The organism is Hydrotalea sp. GW822-HT8A01, assembly GCF_058798575.1.
In genome coordinates, this window is the sequence record NZ_CM179506.1 from 456794 (window position 1) to 482964 (window position 26171).

23 protein-coding genes are annotated in these 26171 nt (G+C 37.0%); 14 read left to right on the plus strand and 9 right to left on the minus strand.

The window, feature by feature from the left end:
- Nucleotides 1-6: 6 nt before the first annotated feature.
- A complete protein-coding gene (locus tag AC3QLY_RS01985) occupies nucleotides 7-909 on the plus strand; it encodes a DUF5777 family beta-barrel protein (protein ID WP_287101528.1) in 903 nt (300 codons plus the stop codon).
- 66 nt (nucleotides 910-975) lie between these two features.
- Here AC3QLY_RS01985 and AC3QLY_RS01990 read toward each other — a convergent pair whose 3' ends face one another.
- The 3 genes from AC3QLY_RS01990 to AC3QLY_RS02000 all read right to left on the minus strand — a co-directional run bounded on the left by AC3QLY_RS01990 (nucleotide 976) and on the right by AC3QLY_RS02000 (nucleotide 4316).
- Nucleotides 976-1632 carry a hypothetical protein gene (locus tag AC3QLY_RS01990; RefSeq protein WP_492990429.1) on the minus strand — a complete coding sequence of 219 codons (657 nt, stop codon included), beginning with the start codon at nucleotides 1630-1632 and terminating at the stop codon, nucleotides 976-978.
- Between the two features lie 422 nt (nucleotides 1633-2054).
- Nucleotides 2055-2996, minus strand: a complete 942-nt coding sequence (locus AC3QLY_RS01995; protein ID WP_074419713.1) for a 3-keto-disaccharide hydrolase — start codon at nucleotides 2994-2996, stop codon at nucleotides 2055-2057.
- Nucleotides 2997-3770: 774 nt separating this feature from the next.
- A complete protein-coding gene (locus tag AC3QLY_RS02000; RefSeq protein ID WP_074418384.1) occupies nucleotides 3771-4316 on the minus strand; it encodes an ORF6N domain-containing protein in 546 nt (181 codons plus the stop codon).
- A gap of 110 nt (nucleotides 4317-4426) precedes the next feature.
- Between AC3QLY_RS02000 and AC3QLY_RS02005 the strand changes: the two genes are divergently transcribed.
- Nucleotides 4427-4642 (plus strand): helix-turn-helix domain-containing protein, encoded by a 216-nt coding sequence (locus AC3QLY_RS02005; protein ID WP_218332125.1) that lies wholly within the window; start codon nucleotides 4427-4429, stop codon nucleotides 4640-4642.
- An 89-nt stretch (nucleotides 4643-4731) separates the two neighbouring features.
- Here the strand turns inward: AC3QLY_RS02005 and AC3QLY_RS02010 are convergent, their stop codons facing one another.
- From AC3QLY_RS02010 to AC3QLY_RS02025, 4 genes are all read right to left on the minus strand, one after another.
- Complete coding sequence (locus AC3QLY_RS02010; protein ID WP_143439110.1) at nucleotides 4732-5112, minus strand: hypothetical protein; 381 nt, start codon at nucleotides 5110-5112, stop codon at nucleotides 4732-4734.
- Between the two features lie 592 nt (nucleotides 5113-5704).
- Entirely contained in the window at nucleotides 5705-6256 is a 552-nt protein-coding gene (locus tag AC3QLY_RS02015) for an RHS repeat domain-containing protein (protein WP_074419231.1), read from the minus strand.
- Nucleotides 6257-7255: 999 nt separating this feature from the next.
- A complete protein-coding gene (locus AC3QLY_RS02020; protein WP_287101693.1) occupies nucleotides 7256-7852 on the minus strand; it encodes a hypothetical protein in 597 nt (198 codons plus the stop codon).
- Between the two features lie 139 nt (nucleotides 7853-7991).
- Nucleotides 7992-10529, minus strand: coding sequence for an RHS repeat protein (locus tag AC3QLY_RS02025; protein WP_492990432.1), 2538 nt, complete (start codon nucleotides 10527-10529; stop codon nucleotides 7992-7994).
- A 489-nt stretch (nucleotides 10530-11018) separates the two neighbouring features.
- Here AC3QLY_RS02025 and AC3QLY_RS02030 point away from each other — a divergent pair, with 489 nt between their 5' ends.
- Nucleotides 11019-11438, plus strand: coding sequence for a DUF5606 family protein (locus AC3QLY_RS02030; protein WP_074418512.1), 420 nt, complete (start codon nucleotides 11019-11021; stop codon nucleotides 11436-11438).
- Between the two features lie 60 nt (nucleotides 11439-11498).
- Here the strand turns inward: AC3QLY_RS02030 and AC3QLY_RS02035 are convergent, their stop codons facing one another.
- Nucleotides 11499-11747, minus strand: coding sequence for a hypothetical protein (locus tag AC3QLY_RS02035; RefSeq protein WP_287101537.1), 249 nt, complete (start codon nucleotides 11745-11747; stop codon nucleotides 11499-11501).
- Nucleotides 11748-11765: 18 nt separating this feature from the next.
- Between AC3QLY_RS02035 and AC3QLY_RS02040 the strand changes: the two genes are divergently transcribed.
- The 5 genes from AC3QLY_RS02040 (at nucleotide 11766) to porZ (ending at nucleotide 20729) form a co-directional block, all read left to right on the plus strand.
- Nucleotides 11766-14744, plus strand: coding sequence for a glycoside hydrolase family 3 N-terminal domain-containing protein (locus AC3QLY_RS02040; RefSeq protein WP_074418513.1), 2979 nt, complete (start codon nucleotides 11766-11768; stop codon nucleotides 14742-14744).
- 75 nt (nucleotides 14745-14819) lie between these two features.
- The gene (locus AC3QLY_RS02045; protein ID WP_074418511.1) at nucleotides 14820-16523 is read left to right on the plus strand and encodes a DUF4836 family protein; all 1704 of its coding nucleotides are present in this window, start codon (nucleotides 14820-14822) and stop codon (nucleotides 16521-16523) included.
- 14 nt (nucleotides 16524-16537) lie between these two features.
- Complete coding sequence (locus tag AC3QLY_RS02050) at nucleotides 16538-17188, plus strand: ATP-binding cassette domain-containing protein (RefSeq protein ID WP_228733230.1); 651 nt, start codon at nucleotides 16538-16540, stop codon at nucleotides 17186-17188.
- Nucleotides 17188-18381 (plus strand): hypothetical protein, encoded by a 1194-nt coding sequence (locus tag AC3QLY_RS02055; protein ID WP_074419234.1) that lies wholly within the window; start codon nucleotides 17188-17190, stop codon nucleotides 18379-18381. The genes AC3QLY_RS02050 and AC3QLY_RS02055 overlap by 1 nt, the downstream gene beginning before the upstream one ends.
- A 20-nt stretch (nucleotides 18382-18401) precedes the next feature.
- On the plus strand, nucleotides 18402-20729 hold the full coding sequence (porZ, locus tag AC3QLY_RS02060; protein WP_218331458.1) for a type IX secretion system anionic LPS delivery protein PorZ: 2328 nt from the start codon (nucleotides 18402-18404) through the stop codon (nucleotides 20727-20729).
- A 45-nt stretch (nucleotides 20730-20774) separates the two neighbouring features.
- Here the strand turns inward: porZ and AC3QLY_RS02065 are convergent, their stop codons facing one another.
- Nucleotides 20775-21188: a DUF4258 domain-containing protein gene (locus AC3QLY_RS02065; RefSeq protein WP_492990437.1), complete on the minus strand. Its 414-nt coding sequence runs from the start codon at nucleotides 21186-21188 to the stop codon at nucleotides 20775-20777.
- A gap of 124 nt (nucleotides 21189-21312) precedes the next feature.
- On the opposite strand from AC3QLY_RS02065, the gene AC3QLY_RS02070 reads away from it, so the two are divergent.
- The 6 genes from AC3QLY_RS02070 (at nucleotide 21313) to AC3QLY_RS02095 (ending at nucleotide 26126) form a co-directional block, all read left to right on the plus strand.
- Nucleotides 21313-21867 (plus strand): DUF4337 domain-containing protein, encoded by a 555-nt coding sequence (locus AC3QLY_RS02070; RefSeq protein ID WP_218331460.1) that lies wholly within the window; start codon nucleotides 21313-21315, stop codon nucleotides 21865-21867.
- Between the two features lie 215 nt (nucleotides 21868-22082).
- Nucleotides 22083-22832 carry a LiaF transmembrane domain-containing protein gene (locus tag AC3QLY_RS02075; RefSeq protein WP_218331461.1) on the plus strand — a complete coding sequence of 250 codons (750 nt, stop codon included), beginning with the start codon at nucleotides 22083-22085 and terminating at the stop codon, nucleotides 22830-22832.
- 73 nt (nucleotides 22833-22905) lie between these two features.
- Nucleotides 22906-23850: an NAD-dependent epimerase/dehydratase family protein gene (locus tag AC3QLY_RS02080; protein ID WP_218331462.1), complete on the plus strand. Its 945-nt coding sequence runs from the start codon at nucleotides 22906-22908 to the stop codon at nucleotides 23848-23850.
- 126 nt (nucleotides 23851-23976) lie between these two features.
- Nucleotides 23977-24336, plus strand: a complete 360-nt coding sequence (locus tag AC3QLY_RS02085) for a DUF4288 domain-containing protein (protein ID WP_074419240.1) — start codon at nucleotides 23977-23979, stop codon at nucleotides 24334-24336.
- Between the two features lie 4 nt (nucleotides 24337-24340).
- A complete protein-coding gene (locus tag AC3QLY_RS02090; RefSeq protein WP_218331463.1) occupies nucleotides 24341-25393 on the plus strand; it encodes a sensor histidine kinase in 1053 nt (350 codons plus the stop codon).
- A gap of 4 nt (nucleotides 25394-25397) precedes the next feature.
- Nucleotides 25398-26126: a LytR/AlgR family response regulator transcription factor gene (locus AC3QLY_RS02095; RefSeq protein ID WP_288095870.1), complete on the plus strand. Its 729-nt coding sequence runs from the start codon at nucleotides 25398-25400 to the stop codon at nucleotides 26124-26126.
- The last annotated feature ends 45 nt before the right edge of the window (nucleotides 26127-26171 follow it).

A 26171-nucleotide genomic window follows, 5' to 3' on the forward strand; every position in this document is an offset into this window, starting at 1 on the left:
AATAATATGCGAACAAGAAAAATTTTCCTGTTTATTTTTTTAGTAGGCATTTGTAAAAACATACAAGCGCAGGATTCCTCGTTTCTATCTATGTTAAACGATTCGGTAGCTGCACATGCTAAAACCACCTATGTTACCGGAACATTTAAGGGCAACCATATTGTAAATATGCAAACGGTTGAATCGCCTGCAAAAGGTGCTATGTATTTTCTTATTATGCATAGGTTTGGCGCATTAAACAGTGGGGCTTATAATTTATTTGGATTGGATAATGCAACATTACGTCTTGGTTTTGACTATGGTATTACGGATCTTCTTTCGGTGGGTGTTGGCAGAACTTCATTAGATAAAGCTTTTGATGGTTATGTAAAATATAAATTTGTAAGACAGACTGATGGCAGCAATAAAATTCCGGTAACAGCAGATATACTTTTGGGAGTATCGAATTATACCCAACGTTACCCAGATAAACCATATTTAGATGCCAGCTACCGTACAGTATATACAGCACAATTTTTAGTTGCAAGAAAATTTAAAAAATACTCATTACAAATAGTGCCCACTTTCCTCCACTACAATCTAGTGCCTACAGCTCAGGATGCCAATAATATCTTTGCAATCGGTATTGGAGGGCGCGTAAAACTTACCAATAGAATGAGTATTACAAGCGAATACAATTATCTTCCACCTAATCAAATAGTATCGATGACTGTATATAATTCTCTTTCTTTTGCCTGGGAAATAGAAACAGGCGGGCATGTATTTCAACTAGTCTTCTCCAACTCGCAGGGAATGACAGAACCTTACTATATTACCCGAACTGCAGGAAGTTGGGCGAATGGAGATATTTATTTCGGATTTAATATTTCACGAAATTTTAATATAACAAAACATGCAAAGTTAAAATAGTATAGTATTTTCTATCCAACTACAATGATTGTACTACGTTTCATATAATACCTATATATTATCATACTATTTAACAAACGCGGCTTTTTTAAAATCTACTTTCAATACTACACCTGCCTGAATTCCAATGCCATTACTTTCCACGTTATTGATTTTTCCGCTCAAGTTAAAAATGCCAATTTCAGGAATTATACCAATTACTGAATTCAGGTTACTAGACAATCCGATACTCCCGCCAAATATGCTAACATAATTATTATCTTTACCGCCCAATGCACTTGGTATAACTGTTTGCAAAAGTCTGCTATTAAATGTGATGGAAGTACTACTATTCAATTGTCGGGTGATAGAAATGGCCACCCCGGGCGACCAAGCAGATTTATTGTTATCCAATATTTTCAAATAAGCATAACCCCCGCCGGCAATTACAGCTATTTGGTAGGGCGCAGTAATATTGGTTAATCGCAGTTTTGCATCTATAGCACTTCCTAAAGTTGGGCCTACTATTAACCATGGTATGGGAACAGTACAAAGCCTGCAACCAATATCTAAATTTTTTGAAATTCCATAACTTAAACCCGCATGTGCTAAAAAGGGCGTATAATTAGTGGTAGCCGGGGTTTTAATAAAAGTTACCTGACCGCCTGTACCACTAATAAACACAAAATCTTTGGGTTGTGCTGTAGTAGCAGTTTCAAAATTTAACACCCGCTGTGCATGCACTTATTCTAATAAGCATAAGCATAAAAATGAAAACAATAATTTTTTAATCGCCTCTCTATTATTTTATTTATTCTATACATGTAAAGCTAGATGAAGATAAATGTTTGATGCTCTTAAATTTGGTTGTAAATAGATATACAAAAAAATATAAAATAAACAGAATTGCCGTACAAAACTTAACTTAAAAAGCACTCTAATCCATTGCTGTAATTGATCACAGGCTAAAAAATGTTTATTTAAAAATTAGAGGGAGTGCCCATCTTTTGAAATCGGTTAAAATATTATTCGAAATAGGATTTAACCAATATTAAACAATTTTAGTAGCACAACAATGAAAATAAATTTATTTACTATTTTATTAATTCGAATCTGGTTCTAGCTACTATCGTTACTTTTCGGTAGTATAGCCGACCACCTAATTTCTACTCTCTTGCCGGTGTAATTGCAATATTCCTAAATTCAATAGGCCCATGATCTCCCTGGAAATATATGGGGCCGGGAGTACCTTCATTACTGTCTAAAGCACCTCCGGTAATACCGGGTATTTCGCGGTTACAAATTACTTTTATACCATTGGCAATTACAGTAACCATTCTGCCCACCAGGGTAATGTCGAACGACTGCCATTCGCCGGGCAATTTAGCCACCATTTCGCTCGGAGCTATAAAGCCGTAAATAGCGCTGAATAAACCTACAGCAGGCTCTTTGCCCTTACTGTCTATGATCTGCACTTCATACCTACCGCGCAAATAAACGCCGCTATTGCTTTCTGCAGGATACCGAAATTCAAGATGCAGTTTCAAATCGTTAAACTTCTTATCGCTTACCAAATTAGAACCCGAGTGTGGACTTTTCAACACGCCGTTTTCAACCACCCATTGGTTCTTGCCCATGGCATGCCAGCCACTCAGGTCTTTGCCATTGAATAAGCGGATGGGTTCACCCCAAACAACAGGTTTATCTCTGTGCAGGCGAGGCGCCCTATGGGCTATCCAGGTAAAATGTTCTCCCTCACTACTGGTTCCCGTACCCACCAAACTATCGCCCTGTAGTGTACCTTCTATGGATAAATATTTATCTGATTGTTCCCATTGTGGCGGAATGGCAAAATGCATTGTATTGTTTTCAAAAAACACTTCCGAAATAGGCCGGGCACTACCTCCAGGGCCTACAAATTGTCCTACCAGTGTTTTCAACCCGGAATGGTACACGCCCAACCAGGAAGGTAATGCCTTACCGTTCAATTGTAATACCATATCCCATCTGCCCTCTAAAGGCGAACCTTCCGGCGGCATTACTACTTGTGCATGCGCTACAATATGCATACAAAACAAAAAAAATGTGAGGAAAGATAGCTTTTTCATAAGCAAGTACCATTTAATGAGGTTAGGAATGAAACAAACAATGGACCAACAGGCTTTGTTTGCATAGCATGAAATTACAGTTTTTGAAGCAGTCAGAAAAAAATTCAGGATTAAACCTCTTGTACTTATTTTAATGTAATATTTTTTACATGCGTATACTTTCAGAAAACCTAAGCCAACTTTGGGTTTCATCAAAATATTAAGAAAAGAAATTACAATACCTACTGTTTCCCGAAGGAATGATGTACAATAAGAAAAATAACACAGTTTGAACCGTCAGTATCAATACCCTCTTCGCCACTATTGTCCAACTGCAAGGCATTACAGCACAAAATAAAAAGGCAACCTTGTAAAAGGTTGCCTTTGGAAAGCTTCCAACGGACTGCCTACCAATAGTTCTACATTTTTAAAGGATGTGCTGGGGGTGGCGGGGCTTTGAGGGGATGTTTTTCTAATTTGAATATTGATAGTGTGAAAATATATAAATTTTAGGTTGTATTACACCTGCACACATGCAATTAGCTATTTGGAATAAATGAAGATTGGTGTTAGTAGCTGCAAGCTACAAAAAAGTACGGCGTAGGCAAAGCCATACGCCGAGTGTGGTTTTATTGTTTTGATGTTGATAAACTACGCTGAGGGGGGTGATTATTGGATGGATATTGTTATTAGTAGCTGCATGCTAAAAATGTACAGTGTAGGCGCAGACAATACAGAGAGAAAATTTTTATGTTGGACAAACTACGCGGAGGTGAGGGTTGCTTTGTGTGTAGCTTATTCTTCGTCTTTTTCTCTTATAAATCCTATTCTCCTTCTTGGTACATGATTGCTTTGTTTTTCTATTAACTCCTTCAATACCATAAAAATATTTTCAATGTCTTTGCTGTTTCCCTTTACCTCTTTTTCTAGTTTGGATAATTGTAGCAGTATCTCTTTATGTGTTAAAGCGTATTCCCTAAGTTTTGTAAATACCCTTATTATCCTAATGTTTACTTCTATTGCAACATTGCTGTTTAAAACACTCGACAACATGGCTACTCCCTGTTCTGTAAAAGCTTTGGGCAGTTTTCTTCTTCCACCCCAATTTGATGTCGCATTTTGCGACTTCAAGTTTTCATACTCTTTTTTAGTCAGGCTAAACATAAAATCCTTCGGAAACCTCTTGCTATTGCGTTTTACCTGCTCATTCAGACGTCTTGTTTCAACACCGTACATTTCTGCTAAATCTTCGTCTAACATTACTTTCTGATTTCGGATAACATAAATCCTATTTAGTATTTTTTGTTCTGCCACTAATGCCTGTAATTCTTTCTTTGCCATTGTAATTTTTTGATTGCGTAAATATAAAGTTTAAAAAACTGAAGATCGAAAATTGCAACTTCCAATTTGGATGACTACTACCAAGCCATACGCCGAGTAAAAATGTATGTTTGAAAAACTACGCTAAGGTTGGATACCACTATGAACGCAATCTGGCACAGCCTTCTATTGAAGTGGCTAAAAAAATGGCTAAACTTCTTGATACTACGGTTGGTTATTTGCTTGGTGAGACGGAAGAAGTAAATATTTTAAAAGACCCGGCTATGTTAAAACGACTGAATGAGATTAACTCTCTGCTTGATGAAGAAAAAAATCTATCCTCGTAACGGTTGATGCTTTCCTCCGTGATGCTAAAACAAGAAAAGCTTATGCATAAAAAAACCGCAGCGGTTGCCGCGGCTTTGTTGTTATCAATTTATCTTTTCCAGCCAATAATAAGAATAATAAGTAAAGGGATAAATATAAGTGCAGCTACAATCCAACCACCAAACTCTATATAAGCACTATCTCTGTTTTCATACTTTTTACCAATCTTTGCAATCTTATTTTTAGTATAGTATAGATAAACAAGAAGAATACACAATAAGAATGAGACACCTAAAATTCCTTTGTCAAAGTTTATGCTTTCTAATCCAAGATTACTCCTAACCAGTTTTTTGATGATTAGTATAACAAAAACGACATGTATAAAAATTGCAAAAAACACAACTCCACTTGCATTGTTTCTACTCAGCCATTCGCTATTGTTACGGTTAATATTTCGCCTGTATAATATCCAAAAAATATAATCGTACATATACATTTAGTATTTTCCTGAATCAAATAAATTTTCTGTAATGCTATGCCCAGTTTTTGCTTCCACAATAGTATTAGCTATAAAATAGGCAGCTCCTACTATCCAGCCTGCAACTGGCACTGAAGCACCCCCCCTCCGCGTAGTTTACCTTTTCAAATTTCATCATCTGGGCGTATGCTTTCAGCTACGCCCGGCATTTTGTTAATATTTACAACGACCATTTTATTAAAATTAGTCTTTTTCTAATTATGCAAATAATTTTGTACACATCATTACGCATAAAAAAAGGCAACCTTTTGCAAGATTGCCTTTTGGGTAGTAATGTCGGCTTACCTACCCACAGTTCTATCTTGCTGAACGATGTAAAAGCCGTGGTGAGGTTTTGAGATAGTAATGATTGAATGAATGTGCTTGGTAGCTAAAAGCTACGAATAAGATCGGCGTAGGCACAGCCAACGCCGAGGGAGAAAATTTAAGTTGGATAAACTACGATGGGGTGGGGTAAAGGTGATTATTGGATGAAATTTGCTACGGGTAGCTGGAAGCTACAAGAAATTACGGCGTAGACGTAGCCATACGCCGAGGGGAAATTTTATGTTGGATAAACTACGATGGGGTGGGTTATTTCACCGGTTTTTTTATTTTTTTCATATCGAACGTGCACCATTTCATCATCACCATTTGCATCATTTCCCTCCATTCCATTTAAATCAATATATCGAATAGGATTATTAAAACAATATACATACGGTGAAATATTCAGCATCCTATCTGCAAATGGGTCTATTCCATTCCATCTGCCTATTTGGGGGTCTTGCATTCTGGCGCCAAAATCATACAACTCTATACCACTGCCATCACTAAACTCCCGGTGCTGTAATTCCTTGCCATTGTATTTGTATGGGTTTTCTTTTCCGCCTGCTGCTTTACTGCTTATACCCGCCATTGTCAATCCAAATGGATAATAATGCGTCTCTTCCAATATCGGCCCTCGTGTATGCACTACCTGTACATTATCAAAGAACACATCTACCGGACTTTCATTGCTGCAGTAAATATAAATATACCCATTTTTAGGTATTTGTATACCCTGCATGCCGGCATCGTTATGGTGGTCTTTTACTACACCACTACTGCCTACCACACTAAAGCCACTGCTAATATACTGAAATAATAATGCTATACAAAATTATTAATATGGGTTTTTGCAAAAAATTCATGAGTGTTTAATATCAAATAAAAAAGCAACCTTTAACTATATGGCCTTTTTAAAGAATTTGTTGGCAGTGGTGGGGTTTTGAGGTAGAGGTGATTATTGGATGAAATTTGCCACGGGTAGCTGGAAGCTACAAGAAATTACGGCGTAGGCACAGCCATACGCCGAGGGGAAATTTTTATGTTGATATACTACGCTGAGGTAAGGGTATTTGTATCCCCTGCATAGTAGCATCATTATGATGGTCTTTTACTACACCACTACTGCCTACCACACTAAAGCCTCCGCTAATATACTGAAATAATAATGCTATACAAAATTATTGATATATTGAATGAAAATTGGTGATGGTAGATGAAAACTACAAAAATGTGCGGCGTAGGCACAGCCATACGCCGAGGGAAAAATTGAATTTTCGATAAACTACGCTGAGATGGGGTAATGATGTCGGCATGCCTACTCAGAGTTCTAACTTTTTAGAAAGTTTAACCGCAATATTGGCATTATGATTGAATGGTATTGCTGATTTGAAAAGGTAGCAGAAAGCTAAAAAACATTTATCATTAGACGCAGGCTTAAGTTAGGTGTAGGGTTTTGATATAGAGGTGATTATTGGATGAAATTTGCTACGGGTAGCTGCAAGCTACAAGAAATTACGGCGTAGGCTAAGCCATACGCCGAGGGGAAATTTTTATGTTGGATAAACTACGATGAGGTTGGGGGTTTTGATATAGAGGTGATTATTGGATGAAATTTGCTACGGGTAGCTGCAAGCTACAAGAAATTACGGCGTAGGCTAAGCCATACGACGAGGGGAAATTTTATGTTGGATAAACTACCCCGAGTTGGGGGTTTGAAGTATTATTTTACAACTATGTCCAGACAATAATGATAAAAAAATATTAGATTATATCGATCATTCTTCCTTTATTTCAACCTCTCCATCATTTGTCTATCTTGCCTTGCTTGGATTATAATTATTAAATACAAAGTTAAACCTGGTATTACTGAAAACGGAATCGTTTTAGGTTTATATATAATTTGTATTATGACAGAAATTACAATCAAAAAAGATAATAAAATTATACATATACGACCAGTTTTCGAAGCAAAAAAGTTAGGAACTAGCTTGATTTTATCTCCTGAATTTCTACTGTTATAATTATTAATAACAGTAAAAATAACTTCATTAATTTCAGTTTTACCTTTGATTATTTCTTGCTCAACAAAATTATATGTTAGCTTATCACCACTTCGCAAATATATACTTAACAATGCTGATGTATCCTTTGAAGAATCAAATACTCTAAATGACTTTATTTCATTGTATTGAATTACATCTTTTCTTTGAGTAATATCATTATCATTCCTATCTAAGATGTCAATGGAAAAATAATCATCAAAAAAGTTCAAAATAGCTGGATTGACAAAATGCTTTTGGAATCGCTTTTGAAAAATAAATGGAATAAACATTGTAATCACAATTAAAGTCTGTCCTATAACTATTAAATTTAATTCCATCATAATAAATAATGCTAGAAGTATCCCGAAGAGTAAAAATATTCCTGTAAAAATTATGTATTTTTTCCTTTTAATTAATTTAGTATTTAAAGTTATCATCAGTTTTTAAATTATTCTGAATTAGTAAGCTTTTCTGAAGAATTTATTTTTTTTGGGTAGCATCATAAGCATCTTTAGTAATTATAATCCCATCTAGTACAAATGATGCAATTTCACATTCGGGACATGCTATGATTAGTGCTCCAGAAATAAATCCCAAACCGAAAGAACTAGCATCACTCCAATTAAAACCCGTTTGTGCCATATGTGTAGCTGCCATGAAAGCACCAAGAGTGGCTCCAGCAAGACCTGTGGTTCTTGTTGCAATTCTCATTGTCTCTCCAAATCCACCTGTTCCTTTTGCTAAAGCTGTAGCACCATCCATTGCAAGATTATGTGAATCTAATGCAAGTCCTATAACATTACCAACTAGATTACCAATATCTCTTTTTTCAGAATTAGCATTATTATTTACCGATGAGGATAGCTCCTCATTTGTAACAATATGCCAATCTCCGTTTTTTCCTAATTCAACTGTTCCTGCATTTGAAACATAGCGTTTCTTATCTGAACCATCTCCATAATATTCCTCATTCGGATTTTTTACATCATCCGCTTTCTTCACATTATCATCCCAATAAACCCTACCGGTTGTTTTATTATGAACCCAATCATCATTTGAATTTTGTTTAATACTGAATCTTTTAGCAGGCCCAGCAGATCCCGGATAAAACTTAATATACTTCCAATTCTTAAACGAAGCAGCAGAAGTTGTATTGTCCCTAACACCATATTCACCTTCATATTCTTCCGCTTCCATCCCATCTTTATCTATAAACCGTTCCGGGTTATCCAATGCATAGTTATAGGGTGAATAACGGCGTATTTGCTCTGCCAATGGGTCTATACCATTCCATCTGCCTAATTGCGGGTCTTGCAGCCGGGCACCAAAATCATAGAGTTCTATACCACTGCCATCACTAAACTCCAGGTGCTGTAATTCCTTGCCGTTATATTTGTATGGGTTTTCTTTTCCGCCTGCTGCTTTACTGCTAATGCCCGCCATTGTCAATCCAAATGGATAGTAATGCGTCTCTTCAAGTATCGGCCCTCGTGTATGCACTACCTGCAAATTATCAAAGAACACATCTACCGGACTTTCATTGCTGCAATAAATATAAATATACCCATTTTTAGGTATTTGTATACCCTGCATACTGGCATCGTTATGGTGGTCTTTTACTACACCACTACTGCCTACCACACTAAAGCCTCCGCTAATATACTGAAATTGATCATTCAAAATAATATAATTTATATAAGCCCTCGGTACGGTGGAGGTGGTGGGTAACCTGCCGGATGTTAAAAAACTACCCACGCCACTACTATTGTTGCCTATACTACTTAGCTGGCTTCCCGTTAATGCCCCATGGGTGGCCGCTGCTAAGGGATTGGCGGGTGTGCCCAATAAACCGCTTAACAGGGTTAATATGGGTAAGTTGTAATTGGTATTGTCATTCGTGTTATTTTGGCTATAATAACTTTTGCCAAAAATATCAATAACATCACCGGCCATTACTTTTAGGGTAATGCCCAACCCACTCTTATCGCCAGTACTGCTGTTTAATTTGTATACCTGTGTACTATTGGCAGTAGTATTACTATTGGGGTTGTTGTTGGGTATGCCATTGTTATTGGGGTAGGTTGGCATAAACCGGGGGTTGGGTACAATGGCTGCCGGATTAATACTATAATATTGGTTTTCTATGTATGCAGCACTGGTATTGCTAGTTATGCTGCCTTCTACTGTAGCAGCAGGGTATATGTCTTGTTTTTGCTCATCGGTCAGTACCATTCGTACATTACCCAAATGGTCTTTAATAAAATAATCCATCGCAAAGCTGGCCGGTACACTGCCCAATGCGGGTATAAACCTTGCCCTGCCTTCTTCATGGCTAACAAACTGTAGCACATCGTTTTGATACACAAAACCATTAATATACAATGTGGCATTGGTAACAGCAGGGTTTAGGGTATTATCCGTTGTTATTTTTGCCAGCTTGTTACCCGATGCATCATATACATATTGAATGTTTCCTTTTGCTGTTACACTTACCTGTTGTGGCAGGTTTAAATAATTGTATTGTATGCTGCTAATGGCTTTATTCTGATCGCTAATTAAATTGCCATTGGCATCATAGGCATAATCGGTAGTGGTTTTTGTCGCAGTATTATAATGAAAATCGCCCAGGGTACTGGTTGGGTTATTGGCAGCATCGGTTACTTGCTGTAATTGATTACTGCTACCATTATTCTGATAAGTATAATTCAGTTGGTCTATTAATCCTGAACTGCCAATTAAATACCCATACTGATTCATGGTTAGTATATTGCCATTGGCATCGTAACTAAGGTTGTTTACGCTAAAATTTAAAAAAGCATTGTCCCAACTGTTACTATTGCTGTTTTGCAGAAAATTGGCTGCTGTTATCCGGTTTACATTATCGTAAGTAAAATCATATTTACGATTGGTGGCATCACCTGCTGATTTCCATATTGTACCCGCTATATTCCCATTATATTGTGCATTCGTATATGTGGTGCCTGCAACAGAATTGGTTTTGTCATAAGCCAATTCCATTCCAAATTTATTGGTACTACTAAACTGAATGCAGTAAGTGGTGCAATTTGTGCATCAGCAAATTGCACAGCGAAACATGTGCAGAAGAGAGGGATGGATACCTCAGGTGCACGCTCTTAAAGCCGGGGGTCACTGTTCATTTCCTATAAGTAATACATTGAACAAAGAAAGGCAAGAGATATCATTAAACTGCCAATTCGTCATTAAATTAACCTGTTCTCTCCTACCTACCTGCTTCGAGAATGATTCGAGACAAGTTCGACTCAACAGCGTTGAAAACCGAACTAGTATCGAACAGGTATCGGTTTTGTTTGCTGCCAGTTTTGCAGTTTTTTTAGTATAAATGGTACATTCATCAACACAACAATACCCGAGGTGAATGAGAAGATACTTCCACCCATTATGCCTAACACAAAAAAAGGCAGCTAAAAATGTTTATGATTGTTTTTACATCTTTCCCTTTACTTTGCAGCCAATAAAAAAGGAAGTATGGAATATAGAAAGTTAATAGCTATTTCAGGCATGAGTGGTTTGTTTGAACTGGTAGGCAGTAAAACAGATGGCGCTATTGTTCGCTCATTAGAAGACAATACCACCAAATTTGTGAGCAGTCGTGTCCATAATTTTTCGCATATTGAAAGCATTGAAATCTTTACCATCCGTGAAAATGTGAATTTAGTAGAAGTATTCAAGGCCATGGAAAAAAGTGCTGAAATCATCCCCTCCGATAAAGACCCAAAGGCCATTCTCAACTATTTCAAAAAAGTATATCCGGAAATGGATTTTGACCGGGTATATACCAGTGATATGAAAAAAATGGTGCGTTGGTTCGGCATCATCAAACAAAATGATATTGCCATTGAATTACCCGAACATACCGATTCAGAGGAAGCAGCCATAGGGGATTAATACTCTTTTCATCCAAAATTATTTTTGCATTTACGCCGTACCACATCATTGTATGGCGTTTTATTTACCCACCACTCCTGTATTTTCCTGCAAAATAATTCGGCTTTCTGCCTGTTTTTGGTAAATTGTGGCCACTGCCAATGGGCAGTACAACTTAACTTTAATATTATTTACCGTATCAGGTTGTTTGTAAACCGGCATCACCTTAACAAAAATATGCGTACCACATTCACGTATCACCCAAAATTGTTTTCTACCCCTACACAGGCCAATACAATTAATACAAAACACAACCATCCATCCAACCATAAAAATTATTTTTTGAATATGAAAACATGCTTAGCTGTTGTACAGTTTTTATTTATCAGTTGTTCATTGCAGGCACAAAATTTTTATGCGCACACCAAAGCAGCAGACAAATGGGTGAACCACACCTTTAAAAAAATGAATAAAAAAGACCGCATTGCCCAACTGATGATTGTACGTGCCCATAGTAATTTAGGTGCTGACCATATTCAGGCAGTAACCCAATTGGTACAACAGTACCATGTAGGTGGCTTATGTTTTTTTCAGGGAGGGCCCGTACGTCAGGCTTTACTTACCAATTACTATCAAAGCCTGGCCAAAACGCCTTTATTGATTTGTATTGATGGCGAATGGGGGCTCGGCATGCGGTTAGATAGCGTGATACCTTTTCCACGCCAATTGCTCATGGGTGCTATCAGTGATAATGCACCACTCATTTATCAGTTTGGTAAAGCAGTGGGCGAACAATGCAAACGGATGGGTATTCAGGTAAATTATGCACCGGTGGTTGATATTAACAACAATCCGGAGAACCCGGTGATTAACGACAGAAGTTTTGGAGAAGACAAATACAAAGTAGCTTTATACGGTACCGCCTTTATGCAGGGAATGCAGGATGAAAACATCATGGCTTGTGCCAAACATTTTCCCGGCCATGGCGATGTTTCAGTTGATTCACACAAAGACCTACCCGCTATTAATAAAAGTATGGCTCAATTAGAATCATTGGAATTATACCCATTTAAAACGCTGATTAAAGCCGGGGTAGGTAGTGTAATGATGGGCCATTTGTTTGTACCGGCCATTGACAGCACGGAGCATGTTGCCACTTCCATTTCTAAAAATGCCGTTACCGGATTATTAAAGAACAAATTGGGCTTTCAAGGAATCACTTTCACCGATGCGTTAGAAATGCAGGGTATTGCCAAATATTTTCCTGCCGGCGAGGCAGCCTTACAATCGCTTATTGCAGGTAATGATATGCTATGTTTACCCGGCGATGTACCGGGTAGCATTGAACTGATATTACATGCCATCAAGCAAAAAAAATTAAGCTGGAATGATATTAATGCAAGAGTGAAAAAAGTGTTATTAGTGAAATACAATATGGGATTAGCACAACGTAGACCTATTGACACTACAAACTTAGTTAATGATTTAAACCAACACACTGCAGCGCTAAACAAAGCATTAGCGGAACAGGCAATTACTTTATTAAGGCTAAACAATGCCGCTTTACACCCCTTACAACAGCATAAAAAAATTGCGTATGTATCTATTGGTGCAAATGGTATGCCATTCATTGCTCAACAATTACAAACCCATTTTGGCGCTGCCTACTATGCCTTTGCAGATAAACAAACTGTGGGTAAAGAAGTCATGGATAATTTAAACAGCACCATTCCGCAGACAAAATCAGATACGGCGGCTGCCAATCTTTTACTGAACAGCATCCATTCGGGCAATTATGATGTCATTATTGTTGGCTTACACAATTACAGTCGCCGCCCCGCCCATAACTTTGGAATAGATAATCCTTCAGTATATCTGTTAAACCAATTACAACAGTTACCACAAAGTATTGTATGCATTTTTGGTAATCCGTATGCCATTGCCAATGTTTGTGAAGCACCCAATTTGTTAGCTTGCAATGAAGATACTTACGATACACAATTGGCAGCTTACCAATGGCTAACAGGCAACTTAACAGCCAAGGGAACTTTGCCGGTTTCTGTTTGTACTTCTTTGCCTTACGGTACCGGATTGCAGTACAATGATTGGTTTCCTGCAACAACGCCTGAGGCAGTGGGCATGAATGCTGCTATACTTCAACAAATAGATAGTATTGCACAGGAGGGTGTTGATAAAGGCGCCTATCCCGGTTGCCAAGTATTGGCGGCAAGAAATGGGAAAGTAGTGTATCACAAAGCATTTGGCTATACGAATTTTGATAAACAGATACCGGTAACATTACAAACAGTATACGACTTAGCTTCGGTAACTAAGGTATCGGCCACTACAGTAGCTATCATGAAATTAGTAGATGAAGGAAAGGTAGATATCCATAAAACCTTAGGCGATTATTTACCGGTGGCACGTGGCACCAACAAATCCGGTTTGGTGTTGAAAGATATATTATTGCATCAGGCAGGCTTAGTACCTTTTATCAGTTTTTATAAAGAAGTAATTGACTCGGTAACGGGCATGCCTTTACCACAATATTTTTCTACACAAAAAGATGCTAACCACCAGATAAGAGTAGCTGAAAACCTATACCTGCGTAACAATTGGGAGGATACTATTCTACACCGCATTATGCAAAGCAAACTACTGCCACACGGGCATTATGTGTATAGCGATAATGATTTTATTTTATTGGCTAAAGTAGTAGAAGCAGTAACCGGCCAGCGTTTAGATGAATATGTAAACGATCAGTTTTACCGGCCTTTACAAATGATATCTACCACCTTTTCACCCCGCAAAAAAATTCCTTTGGATGAAATAGCCCCAACGGAGGTAGAAACGCATTTCAGAAACCAACAAATGTGGGGTGATGTACATGATGAAGGCGCTGCGATGCTGGGTGGTATTGCAGGCCATGCCGGTTTGTTTAGTGATGCCTACGATTTAGCTCAACTATATCAAATGTTATTGAACAAGGGCGTAATGAACGGCAAACGCTATTTATCGGAGCAGGTAATTAATAAATTTACTGCATACAATAGTGCTGAAAGCAGGCGAGGACTGGGTTTCGACAAACCTGAAAAAAACAATGCCACATCCAAAGACCCTTACCCCTACCCGTGTAAAGACGCATCGCCCCTTACGTTTGGGCATACCGGCTTTACAGGCACCTGTGTGTGGGTTGACCCCAAAGAAAATTTGGTGTACATTTTCTTAAGCAACCATGTAAATCCTACCCGCAACAATAATTTATTGTTTAATTTACATATACGACCTAATATTCAGGAAGTATTGTACCATGCTACAAAGAATTGAAAGGAATTTTATATATTTATGTGATTTTGAAAAAAAATTACCACATTTTTACAACCATATTATAAAATACACTTCATGCAACGTCATATTTTTTCCTATTGCATTGTGCTACTGGGCATTAGCCTGCTGGCCGCCTGCTCTTCTAAAACACCCAAAGAGTTAAAACTCATACCCAATGATGCATCTACCATTATGTGCATAAACACCCAACAAATACACAACAAATTAGAAACAGCAGGCATTTCAGTTGACTCGGTTATTCAAAAACTGATTAAAACAGATACAGGCAATACCAATTTGTTACAACAATATCAACAACTGAAGAAGGCGGGCATTAACTGGAATAGCCGGGTAATACTTTTTAAAACTACAAAAGTATATGCCAACAAATCGTACAGCAATTTTATAAGCTTAATTATGGGAATTACCGACAGCGGTAAGCTCTCGGCTTACTTAACCGGTATTGATTATTTGAAAGGAAGAGATATACACCATGAAAAAAATTATGCTTTTATACAATGGGATGGCAACGGTATTGTTTCATGGAATAAAGAAAATGCGATAGTTACGCTGCAAGATTACACAGAACAACCCAAAGGGTTATTTCCTGACAGCATTATGCGGGTAAAAGAACCTGACATAATTAGCAAGGTTAATGAATTAAAAAAAGAAGTAAACCGCTATTATACGGAAAGTACAGGCACATCTATGAGTGCAATACCATTGGTTCAGAATTTATTTAAAACCCCTTCTGATGGCTATTTTTACAGCACCACTACCAATGCACTAAATACTTTTAATACCGGCATGTTGCAATTGCCCAAATTAAACGATTTACTCAATAACAATATTACGACCGGTACTTTTAATTTTGAAAAAGGAAAAATTGTAGCCAATACTAATTTTTATCCCAACAAACTGGTAAAAGCAATTTTAGAAACCTATAAAAGCGGCAAGGTAAATACACAACTGATTGAACATTATCCTTCAAAAAATATTGATTTTGCGATGCTAATGGCATTTAATCCACAAATTATTAATGGCGTTTTACAAGAGCTAGATGTGGCACCGTTAGTAGATGGGTTTTTAGACAAAACTGGTATACCCTCATCAACAATTTACAACGCCTTTACGGGCGATATGGCTTTAGTAATTTCTGACCTGAATTTAAAAAGTTACAAAACCGATATACACAAGTGGGGTAAATTTTTGATAAATATGCCAATTGGCAATCCTTCCAGCTTTCATACTATTATGAACAAAGTTGCTGAAGCCGGCTGGGTAGTAAAAGAAAATAAAACCTATAAAGCAGGTAAAATAATGGGGGCCATAAACTTAACGTTATTCACTGACGATAAAAACATGATCATTACCAACGATACTGCCTTATTGGTTACCTATAATAACAACAATGCACCGGTTGCTTTTAACGATAACATTTTACAGCAAATGAAAGGTAGCCATACATTTGTGTATAGCGATATTGAAAAAATTATTGATGTTATTGCCACCGACAGCAGTGCTTCAAACACGCTTATTCACCACACTTTTAAAGATGTAATTATTAAAGGAGTACCCTTTAATGGCACAAATACATCAGGCAGTTATGTACTGCGTATGCAGAATGAATCGCAAAACAGTTTAGTAAGCATACTGCAACTATTTCCCTACATTTCTAAACAAATGCAAAAAAACAGGAATGCCAGAAAAAATAATGACGGCGATACCAATGAATCTATTTTCAATGTTCCTTTTTCTTCCAGATTGGGCAGCCTGTAATTTGAAGCAACAACATGATGCACTTACATATTGAAAACCTGGTTCCTGTTCCATTAAAATCAAATCTACAAAAGCGTAACAGCGATATTTGGTTACAAGATGTGGAATTTGCATCCGGTCATTTTATTAAAATAAAAGCACCCAGTGGTACAGGCAAAACCACTTTTATTCATTTATTGTACCACCTGCGTAACGATTATGAAGGAAGTATTTACTGGAACAAACAGGAACAAAAACAATACAATGCAGCGGAATTAGCTATTCTGCGCCAACAAAACATCAGTATTATATTCCAGGACCTGCGCCTATTCCCAAATATTACCGCCCGTGAAAATATTGAATTAAAAAGGGTTATGTATCAACCCTATTATCCTTCTTACATCATTGATGAAATGGCAAAAGAATTAGGGATTAGTAAAATTTTAAACCAACGGACAGGCATTTGTAGTTATGGAGAACAACAACGAATTGCAATTATTCGTGCACTGATGCAACCTTTTAACTGGTTATTGATGGATGAACCTTTTAGTCACCTTGACCGTGAAAACACTGCAAAAGCCGCTGTACTGATTGCCGAAGAATGTACCAAAAGAAATGCCGGTTTTATATTAACCGATTTAGATGAAGATGCACATTTTTCATACCACCAAACTTTACAACTGTAGTGAAAGAATGGAATAGCATATTAAAAAAAATCATTAAAACCGCATCGGGCAGATTACGTTTGTTGCTGGCTATTATCGGGCTATCTGCTGCGCTGTTACTCATTTTATCTGCAGTACAGTTACAAGCCAATTACAACGATTTATTGCACAGTAAAAGCAACCAGGATAGTGTAGCCAACTTTTTAGTAGTAAATAAACAACTCACCAACGCCAATTATGGCAATACCACTTTATCGGCTTCAGCCATTGATGATTTTAAAAAACAACCTTTTGTTGATGCAGTAGGTATTTTAACGCCCAGCCGCTTCAAAGCCTCTATACAAAGCTATAGCAGCCAGTTTCCGTTTTATACCGATATTTCATTTGAAAGTGTACCTGCAGCATTTATTGATGTAGACAGTTCTCAATGGCATTGGGCACCCGGAGAAGATATTATACCTATAATTGCGCCAAACTTATTTCTCGATTTTTATAATTTTCAATTTTCACTTTCACAAAACCTGCCGCAGATAACACAGGAAATTGTAAAAATGATTGTGTTTAAAGTGAATATTCAAACACCCAATGGCATGGTATCATTAAAAGGAAAAGTAGTTGGATTTAGCGATAGAATTACTTCATTACTGGTTCCGGAATCATTTATGCAATGGGCTAACTCACAATATGCCACCGACAATGTGTTGCAACCATCCAGAGTGGTAATTCGTACCAAAGACCCCGGAAATCCTGCATTGGTGCAATATTTAAAAGCACACCAACTCACTACTGATGCCGATAAAACCCGCTTTAGCAAATACCGGCAAATTGTAAATATGGTGGTGCGCATTAGTTGGATTACCGGTATCATTTTATTACTGTTTGCACTACTCATCTTTTCATTGTTTATTCAATTAACCATTGCATCTTGTAAGAATGAAATACAATTGCTCATTACCTTGGGTGCAGCACCAAAACAATTAAGGCAGTTTTTAATGCACCGTTTTTTTCCTCCCAATATTTTTATTATTACAGGTGCAGTATTGATTATTGGCATACTGCAATATGCCGTTGCCGGTTGGCTGCAACAACAATATATGTTCATCAGCAATATGCTTTCGGTATATACCTTTACCACAGCAGTATTATTTTTAGGAATTTTGTGGATTGTCAATTTCTTTACCATTCAACATTATATACAAAAAGAAAACAATTGATACTCTTTTACTTTTAAAGCATGTTATACAGTAACGCATTCTACATAAAACGTTTACAATGGTGTTGGCTGTTATGTTTATACTGCATACAAAGCTTGGCACAAAGCAGCTTACAACCCATTGGCTATTGGCGGGAGCATTTTAATTACAAAAATGCAACAGCAGTAGTACAGGGTGATAAATTGTATTGTGCAACAACCAATAATGTTTTTAGCATTGATGCCAACAATGAAATAGAAAGATATAGTAAAGTAACCGGCCTTAACGATATGGGTGTAAGTACAATTGGATGGGATGACCTTACACAGCAATTGGTAATTGCCTATAACAGCAGCAATATAGATGTACTAAAAGGAAGTATCGTTACCAACATCAGCGATATTCAAAGAAGCAATATCAGCGGCAATAAAACCATTCATTCTATATACTGCAATGCCGGTTTTGCTTATTTATCAACCGGGCTGGGCATTGTTGTGGTTAACCTGCAGAACTACGACATAAAAGATACTTGGATAATTGGCAGCAATGGCAATCAAATAAACATCAATGCCTGTATTCAATCTAACAATCAGTTGTATGCTGCTACCGATGAGGGTTTAAAAACAGCACCGGCTGCTGGCACTAACTTAGCCAATTACAGCAACTGGTCAAACATGAGTGGCACCAATGGCTTGCCAGCCGGTACCGTAAACAATATAGTTGTTGCCAATGGTTTACTTTATGCACAATTACAAAATACCATTTACGTATGGAACAACAATAACTGGGTATTGTGGTATGCTGATAATAATTGGCCAATTACTAAAATGGAAGCATCGGGTAATAACCTGTTAATTTGCCAAAGAACGGCTTCAGGTAATAGCAGGGTAATTACTTTAGCAGCAAATGCAAATATAATCAATACCATTGCAGTACCCAACGTAGTATCCTTTCCGAAGGATGCGATTATTGCTAATAATACTACCTGGATTGCAGATTATTATGGAGGATTATCGGCCTTTAGTAATAACAGTTATCAACGGTATGTTCCCAATGGCCCATTAGGGCCTGCCAGTGGCGATATGGTTATTACCCAACAAACATTATATGTAGCTGCCGGCAGTGTTAACGATGCCTGGAATTATCAATATAACCGAAATGGTATTTATTTTTTGAAAGATGGTATATGGAGTGATGTGGGTGCATATACTAATGCGGTTTTAGATACCACACTCGACTTTATTACTTTAGCCACTGATAATAAAGATGGAAGTATTTGGGCAGGCAGTTACGGTGGCGGGTTGGTGCACATAAATGGAAACAATATTCAAATATATAAGCAAAGCAACTCCACCCTACAACCCACAATTGGCGACCCTGGTAGTTACCGCATTAGCGGTTTGGCTTTTGATACGCAACATAATTTATGGATAAGCAACTATGGTGCTGCACAAAATTTACAGGTTTTAAAAGCAGATGGCAATTTTAAAGGTTTTTCGGTTCCTTTTACTTTAGCAGAAAATGCACTGAGCCAAATTGTGGTAGATGATGCCAATCAGTTATGGATAATAAGCCCCAAAAACAACGGTTTGCTTTGTTATAATTATGGAAATAGTATTGATGCTACCAATGATGACCAATGGCAATTGTTACAAACCGGTATTGGCAAAGGAAACTTACCCGGTAATAATGTGTATTGCCTGGCAAAAGATAAAAACGGATTTATCTGGATTGGTACCGATAATGGCATTGGAGTAATACAATGTGCTACCAATTATTTTCAACAACCTTGCGATGCCGTTTGGCCCGTTATTCAACAAGACCTTTTTGCGGGTTATTTGTTTCAAGGCCAACAAGTAAAATGTATTGCTGTTGATGGCGCTAACAGAAAGTGGGTAGGCACTAATAATGGTGTATGGCTGGTTTCAGCCGAAGGCGATAAAATTATTCAGCATTTTACTGCATCCAATTCACCCTTGCCAGATAATAATGTTCAAAAATTAGTAATTAATCCCAATACCGGCGAAGTATTCATCAGCACCTTTACGGGTATTGTAAGCTATAGAAGCACTGCAACAGAAGGTACTACTACCAACGATAGTGTATTAGTGTTTCCAAATCCAGTTCCTCCCGGCTATTCCGGAACCATTGCCATAAGAGGGGTTTCCGAAAATGCATTGGTGAAAATTGCTGATTTATCGGGCAGATTGGTATATCAAACACAAGCATTGGGCGGACAAGCCGTTTGGAACGGATTAAATTATAAAGGCGAAAAAGTAGCCAGTGGCGTTTACTTAGTATTGATACGCGACCAGTTAATTGGACAGGAAAAATTAGCAACGAAAATTGTAATAATTAGTGGCAGGTAATTCAAGGCCTTATTAAACTTATGTTAATACATCAAGGATATACCGTTAGTGGCAGCTGCAGGGCCAATCCTCTTTTAAATCAATACAGGTAATAACGGTTAACACATCACCACATTCGGCTACTATTACCCGCAGGTATTGGTTTTCGTTTGTATTCCCTTCTAAAGCATAACGCTTTTGGCAATTATCGGCTTGTAACTGGCTTTTACGGTAATCAATTTTACCATTATGTATTATTTCACCTATCTCATTCTCTGTAATATGCCTGCATTCCATTCTGCATCTGGCATGACGTGAATAACGAATGATTTTGGGATTAGAATTAAACCCGGCATCTTTTTTCAGTTTTAAAATACCTTTATAGTGTGGTTTTGACTGATTATTTTGGGGTTGCTGACAGCCTATAGTGCCAGCATATGCCATTGTTAGAAAAATGAAAACAAATAGAATTTTCCGCATATCTTTGTTTTTAAAAGAATGGACATTGTACTTTAATCAATTATTAATCCTATAAGGCAAAATAAACGATTCCGTATAATAAACATTACAGTAATTTTGAACAGGTGTATTGCACAAATACAATTTGTCAAAAGTAATTTTAAACATACTATCTATTATGGATGAGATAGAAGTACCTACCGAGCATTTGCATGAAACCATCAAAGAAAAAGTAGAAGAACTCAACGAAAAAGAACCTTCGCATTTTTCAATGTATATTGCTATATCAACGGCATTAATGGCAGTACTGGCAGCAATATCCAGTTTACTGGCTGGCCATCATTCCAATGAGGCCATGATTGACCAAATAAAGGCCTCCGACCAATGGGCTTACTATCAGGCAAAAACAATTAAAGCCGAAATTAGAAAACTAGAATCAACTACTTCAATTACAAGCCACAAAACAGCAGATGAAACCTTACAGGAAAGCAATGCTATAAAAGCTAAAGCAAGTTCTTTTGAGGAAAGTAGTGAGGCGCACCTTGCCAAACATATGTTATTGGCCAGAGCTGTTACATTATTTCAAGTAGCAATTGCTATTTCTGCAATTTCTATTCTTACTAAAAAAAGTATTTTATGGTGGGGTAGTTTAATCATTGCTATTGCAGGATTATTTTATTTTATTAGTAGTATTTTTTAATTAACTTTTGCTGCGTAACCTATTTTTATTTGATGATACTAAAGAATAAAAATTAATTCTGGTACAAGAACTTCATTGAATGAATGAAATTAACAGTATTTTCATTCATCTACCTATGTTTTTCAGGCATTTACCGCCCAATTACCTCCAAATACCTAACTACTATTTTCGTATGGGATGAAAGTATTTAGCTTTGACTCATCAATAAAAAAAACATGATGAATCATCCATACGAACACAAAAGCAACCGGCTCTACATGGGCATCTTCTTTATTATTGGCGGATTATTGTTATTGGCTAACAAAATGGGTTATCCCATCCCTGACTGGATTTTTTCCTGGCCAATGTTACTGATTGCTATTGGCATCTTATCGGGTATTAAACATCGATTCCAAAATTTTTCCTGGATTATTCTAGTTGGTATTGGTAGCTTTTTTCTAATTGATCAGCAATTAGCTAATGCTACATTTCATCAATATCTATGGCCTGCCTTTTTAATTGGCTTAGGTATTATTTTTATTGTAAAACCTAAAAAAATCAATCACGGATGTGGTAGAAGATTCCGGTATGAGCAAAATTATAAAAGTACAATCGCCGATACGCCAACACCAATTACCAGCGAAGAAGATTTCTTAACCATTAATTCAATTTTTAGTGGTGTGCAACGCAGTGTTATTTCAAAAAAATTTTCAGGCGGTAAAATTAACTGTGTATTTGGCGGTGTTGAAATAGATTGTACACAAGCCGACATGCAAGAACCGGCCTGCCTGCAAATAGAATCAGTTTTTGGGGGTGTGAAATTGATTGTGCCGAAAAGCTGGACTGTTAAAAACGAAATGGATGGCGTATTTCATGGTGTAGATGATAAACGTAATCAAAATACCATCATTTCAGATACACCTAATAAAGTACTCATTTTAAAAGGATCTGCCGTATTTGCAGGTATTGAAATCAGGAGTTACTGACGGTGCAGCCATAGGGTAACATTCACATTAAACATAAACATCCGACTATAAATGAATTCAACAAATCAATAAAATGAAACAAACTATTTTAGGTGCCGGTGGGGCCATTGGTATAGAACTGGCAAAAGAATTGCCAAAATTCACTCCAGATATTAGATTAGTAGGAAGGAACCCAAAAAAAGTAAATGAAACAGATGAATTGTTAGCAGCCAATCTTTTCAACCGGGAAGAAGTATTTAAAGCCGTAGAAGGCAGTGTTATTGTTTATTTGTTAATTGGCCTCGAATACAATACCAAAATTTGGCAACAGATGTGGCCCCCATTAGTTAAAAACGTGATAGATGCTTGTGCACAACACCGCTGCAAATTAGTTTTCTTTGATAACGTATACGCCATTGGCGGAGACTATGTAAACCACATTACTGAAGCATCGCCTATTAGTCCTACCAGTAAAAAAGGTAAGGTAAGGGCTGAAGTAGACAAACTGATTCTCAATAGTATAGAAAGTAAAAACTTAGATGCCATCATTGCCCGTGCTCCTGATTTTTTTGGCAGCGTTATTCAGAAAAGTATTCTCATGACAATGGTGTACAAAAATTTAAAATTAGGGAAGAAAGCACAATGGGTATGCAATGCCAAAGTAATACACAGCATGGGTTATACACCTGATTTAGGCAAAGGAACAGCCTTATTGGGTAATATGCCGTCTGCTTACAATCAAATTTGGAACCTGCCTACAGATACGCAAAAAATTACCGGCGAAGAATGGATTCAATTATTTGCAGAAGAGATGCATGCAAAACATCAATACCAGGTATTACCCAAATGGGGCATTCAAACACTGGGTATGTTCATCCCAATATTAAGAGAGTTGAGTGAAATGTGTTATCAATATGACAGGGATTATTATTTTGACAGTTCTAAATTTAACAGGTATTTCAATTATACACCAACTTCTAATCAGGAAGCAGTTAAACAAACCATTACAGCGCTACAAATGAAGCATATCAACAAATAAGAGCTATTTACAACAAACAGCAGTGAAGTGCTGAACAGAATGTTGTCGTTGATGAATGGAGAATAGGTGAATAGCTAAATAAACCATTGAGTTATTTTATATTATATATCTTTCAAACAGAACCACATGAACTGCTATATTGCAAAAATGGTTTTCAGAATTGTTTGTGGAAATGGAAACCATACGCCGCAATTTGATGAACAAATCAGATTGTTTTATGCCACTCACCAACAAGAAGCTTTACAAAAGGCTATTGTATTGGGTAAAGCAGAAGAAGATTGTTTTATGAACATTCACCAACAGCCGGTGCAGTGGCAGTTTATTGCCATTACGGCTTTATACGATATTCAATCGCCGACAGATGGAATTGAAATTGCCTCCTGTATTAAAGAAGTTGATAATGCAGAAAACTATTTATATATTACCCACAAAAAAGCAGTACAAGTTGTAGAAGCCAATTCATTACAAACACAAACCATTTACTAATATAGTGACCCAATCTTTTTTACACGGCAAAGGAAATGTACCAGCACTCATTTTCTGGTGGCTGGTTTGGATAATATTGCAATGGAACATTTTATTAATAACCGGAATAAGTTCCGCAATCGCTATTACAGATAGCATTGTAGGAAATATTTTGTTGTTTGCCTGTTGTTGGTTGGTGATCAATAACCTACGATACTATTTACCCAAAAAAGAAAAATACTGGTACATTATTGTAGTAAGCTTTGTATTAAGCGTAGCATGGGTCATCGTGATACAATTCATACTAAAGCATATTTTTGCCGGTAATGCAGCTTATATACAATTACTAAAAACTACCTTATTATTGCGCTTTGCATTTGGGTTCTTGATGATGGGCTGCATTACATTAGCCGGTTTAATTTGGTACACACAAATAGATTGGTTAAAAACAGAAACCCAACAGCAGAGTATTGCTGAATTAGCCAAAGAAGCAGAACTATCTAAATTGCGCCAACAATTGCAACCCCATTTTTTATTTAATAGTTTAAATTCCATTAGCGCATTAACTACTGTACAACCTGAAAAAGCCAGAGAAATGATACAACAATTGTCTGAGTTTTTGAGAGGCACATTGCGTAAAGAAGACCATTGGAATACATTAGAAGAAGAATTATCCTATATTGGTTTGTATCTTTCTATTGAACAGGTACGTTTTGGGTATAGAATGTTAACCAATATTCAGGCAAACAGCAATGCCTTACCGTTAACACTTCCCTCATTGTTATTGCAACCCTTGGTTGAAAATGCGATTAAATTCGGGTTATATGATACCATTGGTGAGGTTACCATTAACATACAAGCAATAAATGAAAATGGCCAGTTAATTATTACAATTCAAAATCCCTATGATGCCAGCACAGCTGTAACTTTGCCCGGAACAGGCTTTGGAATATCGGCAGTGAAACGAAGACTCTGGCTGTTATTTGGACGAAATGATTTATTAACCATTGAAAAAACTGAGACCACCTTTAGTACAACTTTGTTGATTCCACAACTTAAAATAAATACAACGAACTAAACCCATGAATTGTATTATAATAGATGATGAGCCACTGGCACGCAGTATTATCAAAGAGTACTTGCAACATTATCCTTCTATTCATTTACAAGCCGAATGTGGCGACGGCTTTGAAGCAGCTAAACAAATACAGCAATACCAGCCCGATTTATTGTTCTTAGATATACAAATGCCCAAAATAACCGGGTTTGAATTATTGGAATTAGTAGAAACGAATGCTGCCATTATTTTTACAACTGCCTTTGAAGAATATGCCATTAAAGCTTTTGAACAAAATGCAATTGATTATTTATTGAAACCTTTTAGCCGCGAACGGTTTGATAAAGCCATTCAGAAAGTACTAAGCCATAATGCCAACACCAATACAAGCATATTGTTAGAAACATTGGCACCTACACCACAGGAAACCAATCGGATTGTAGTAAAGGATGGAACAAAAATAAAAATTATACCGGTTACACAAGTACACTATTTAGAAGCGGCTGATGATTACGTAAAAATAGTAACTAAAGAAGGATATTATTTAAAGAAAAAAACCATGCAGTATTTTGAGCAAACTCTTTCTCAGCAGCAATTTGCCAGAATACACCGCTCTTATATTGTAAACCTGCAGCTCATAACCAAAATTGAATTATACGAAAAAGAAAATTATGCTGCCATATTAAGCACCGGCCAGCAATTACCTGTGAGCAAAACCGGCTATACGCGCTTAAAAACTGTTCTGGGTATTTAAAAAAACGGAATGCCGTTGTCGCATCATGGCATTCCGTTGTATAAA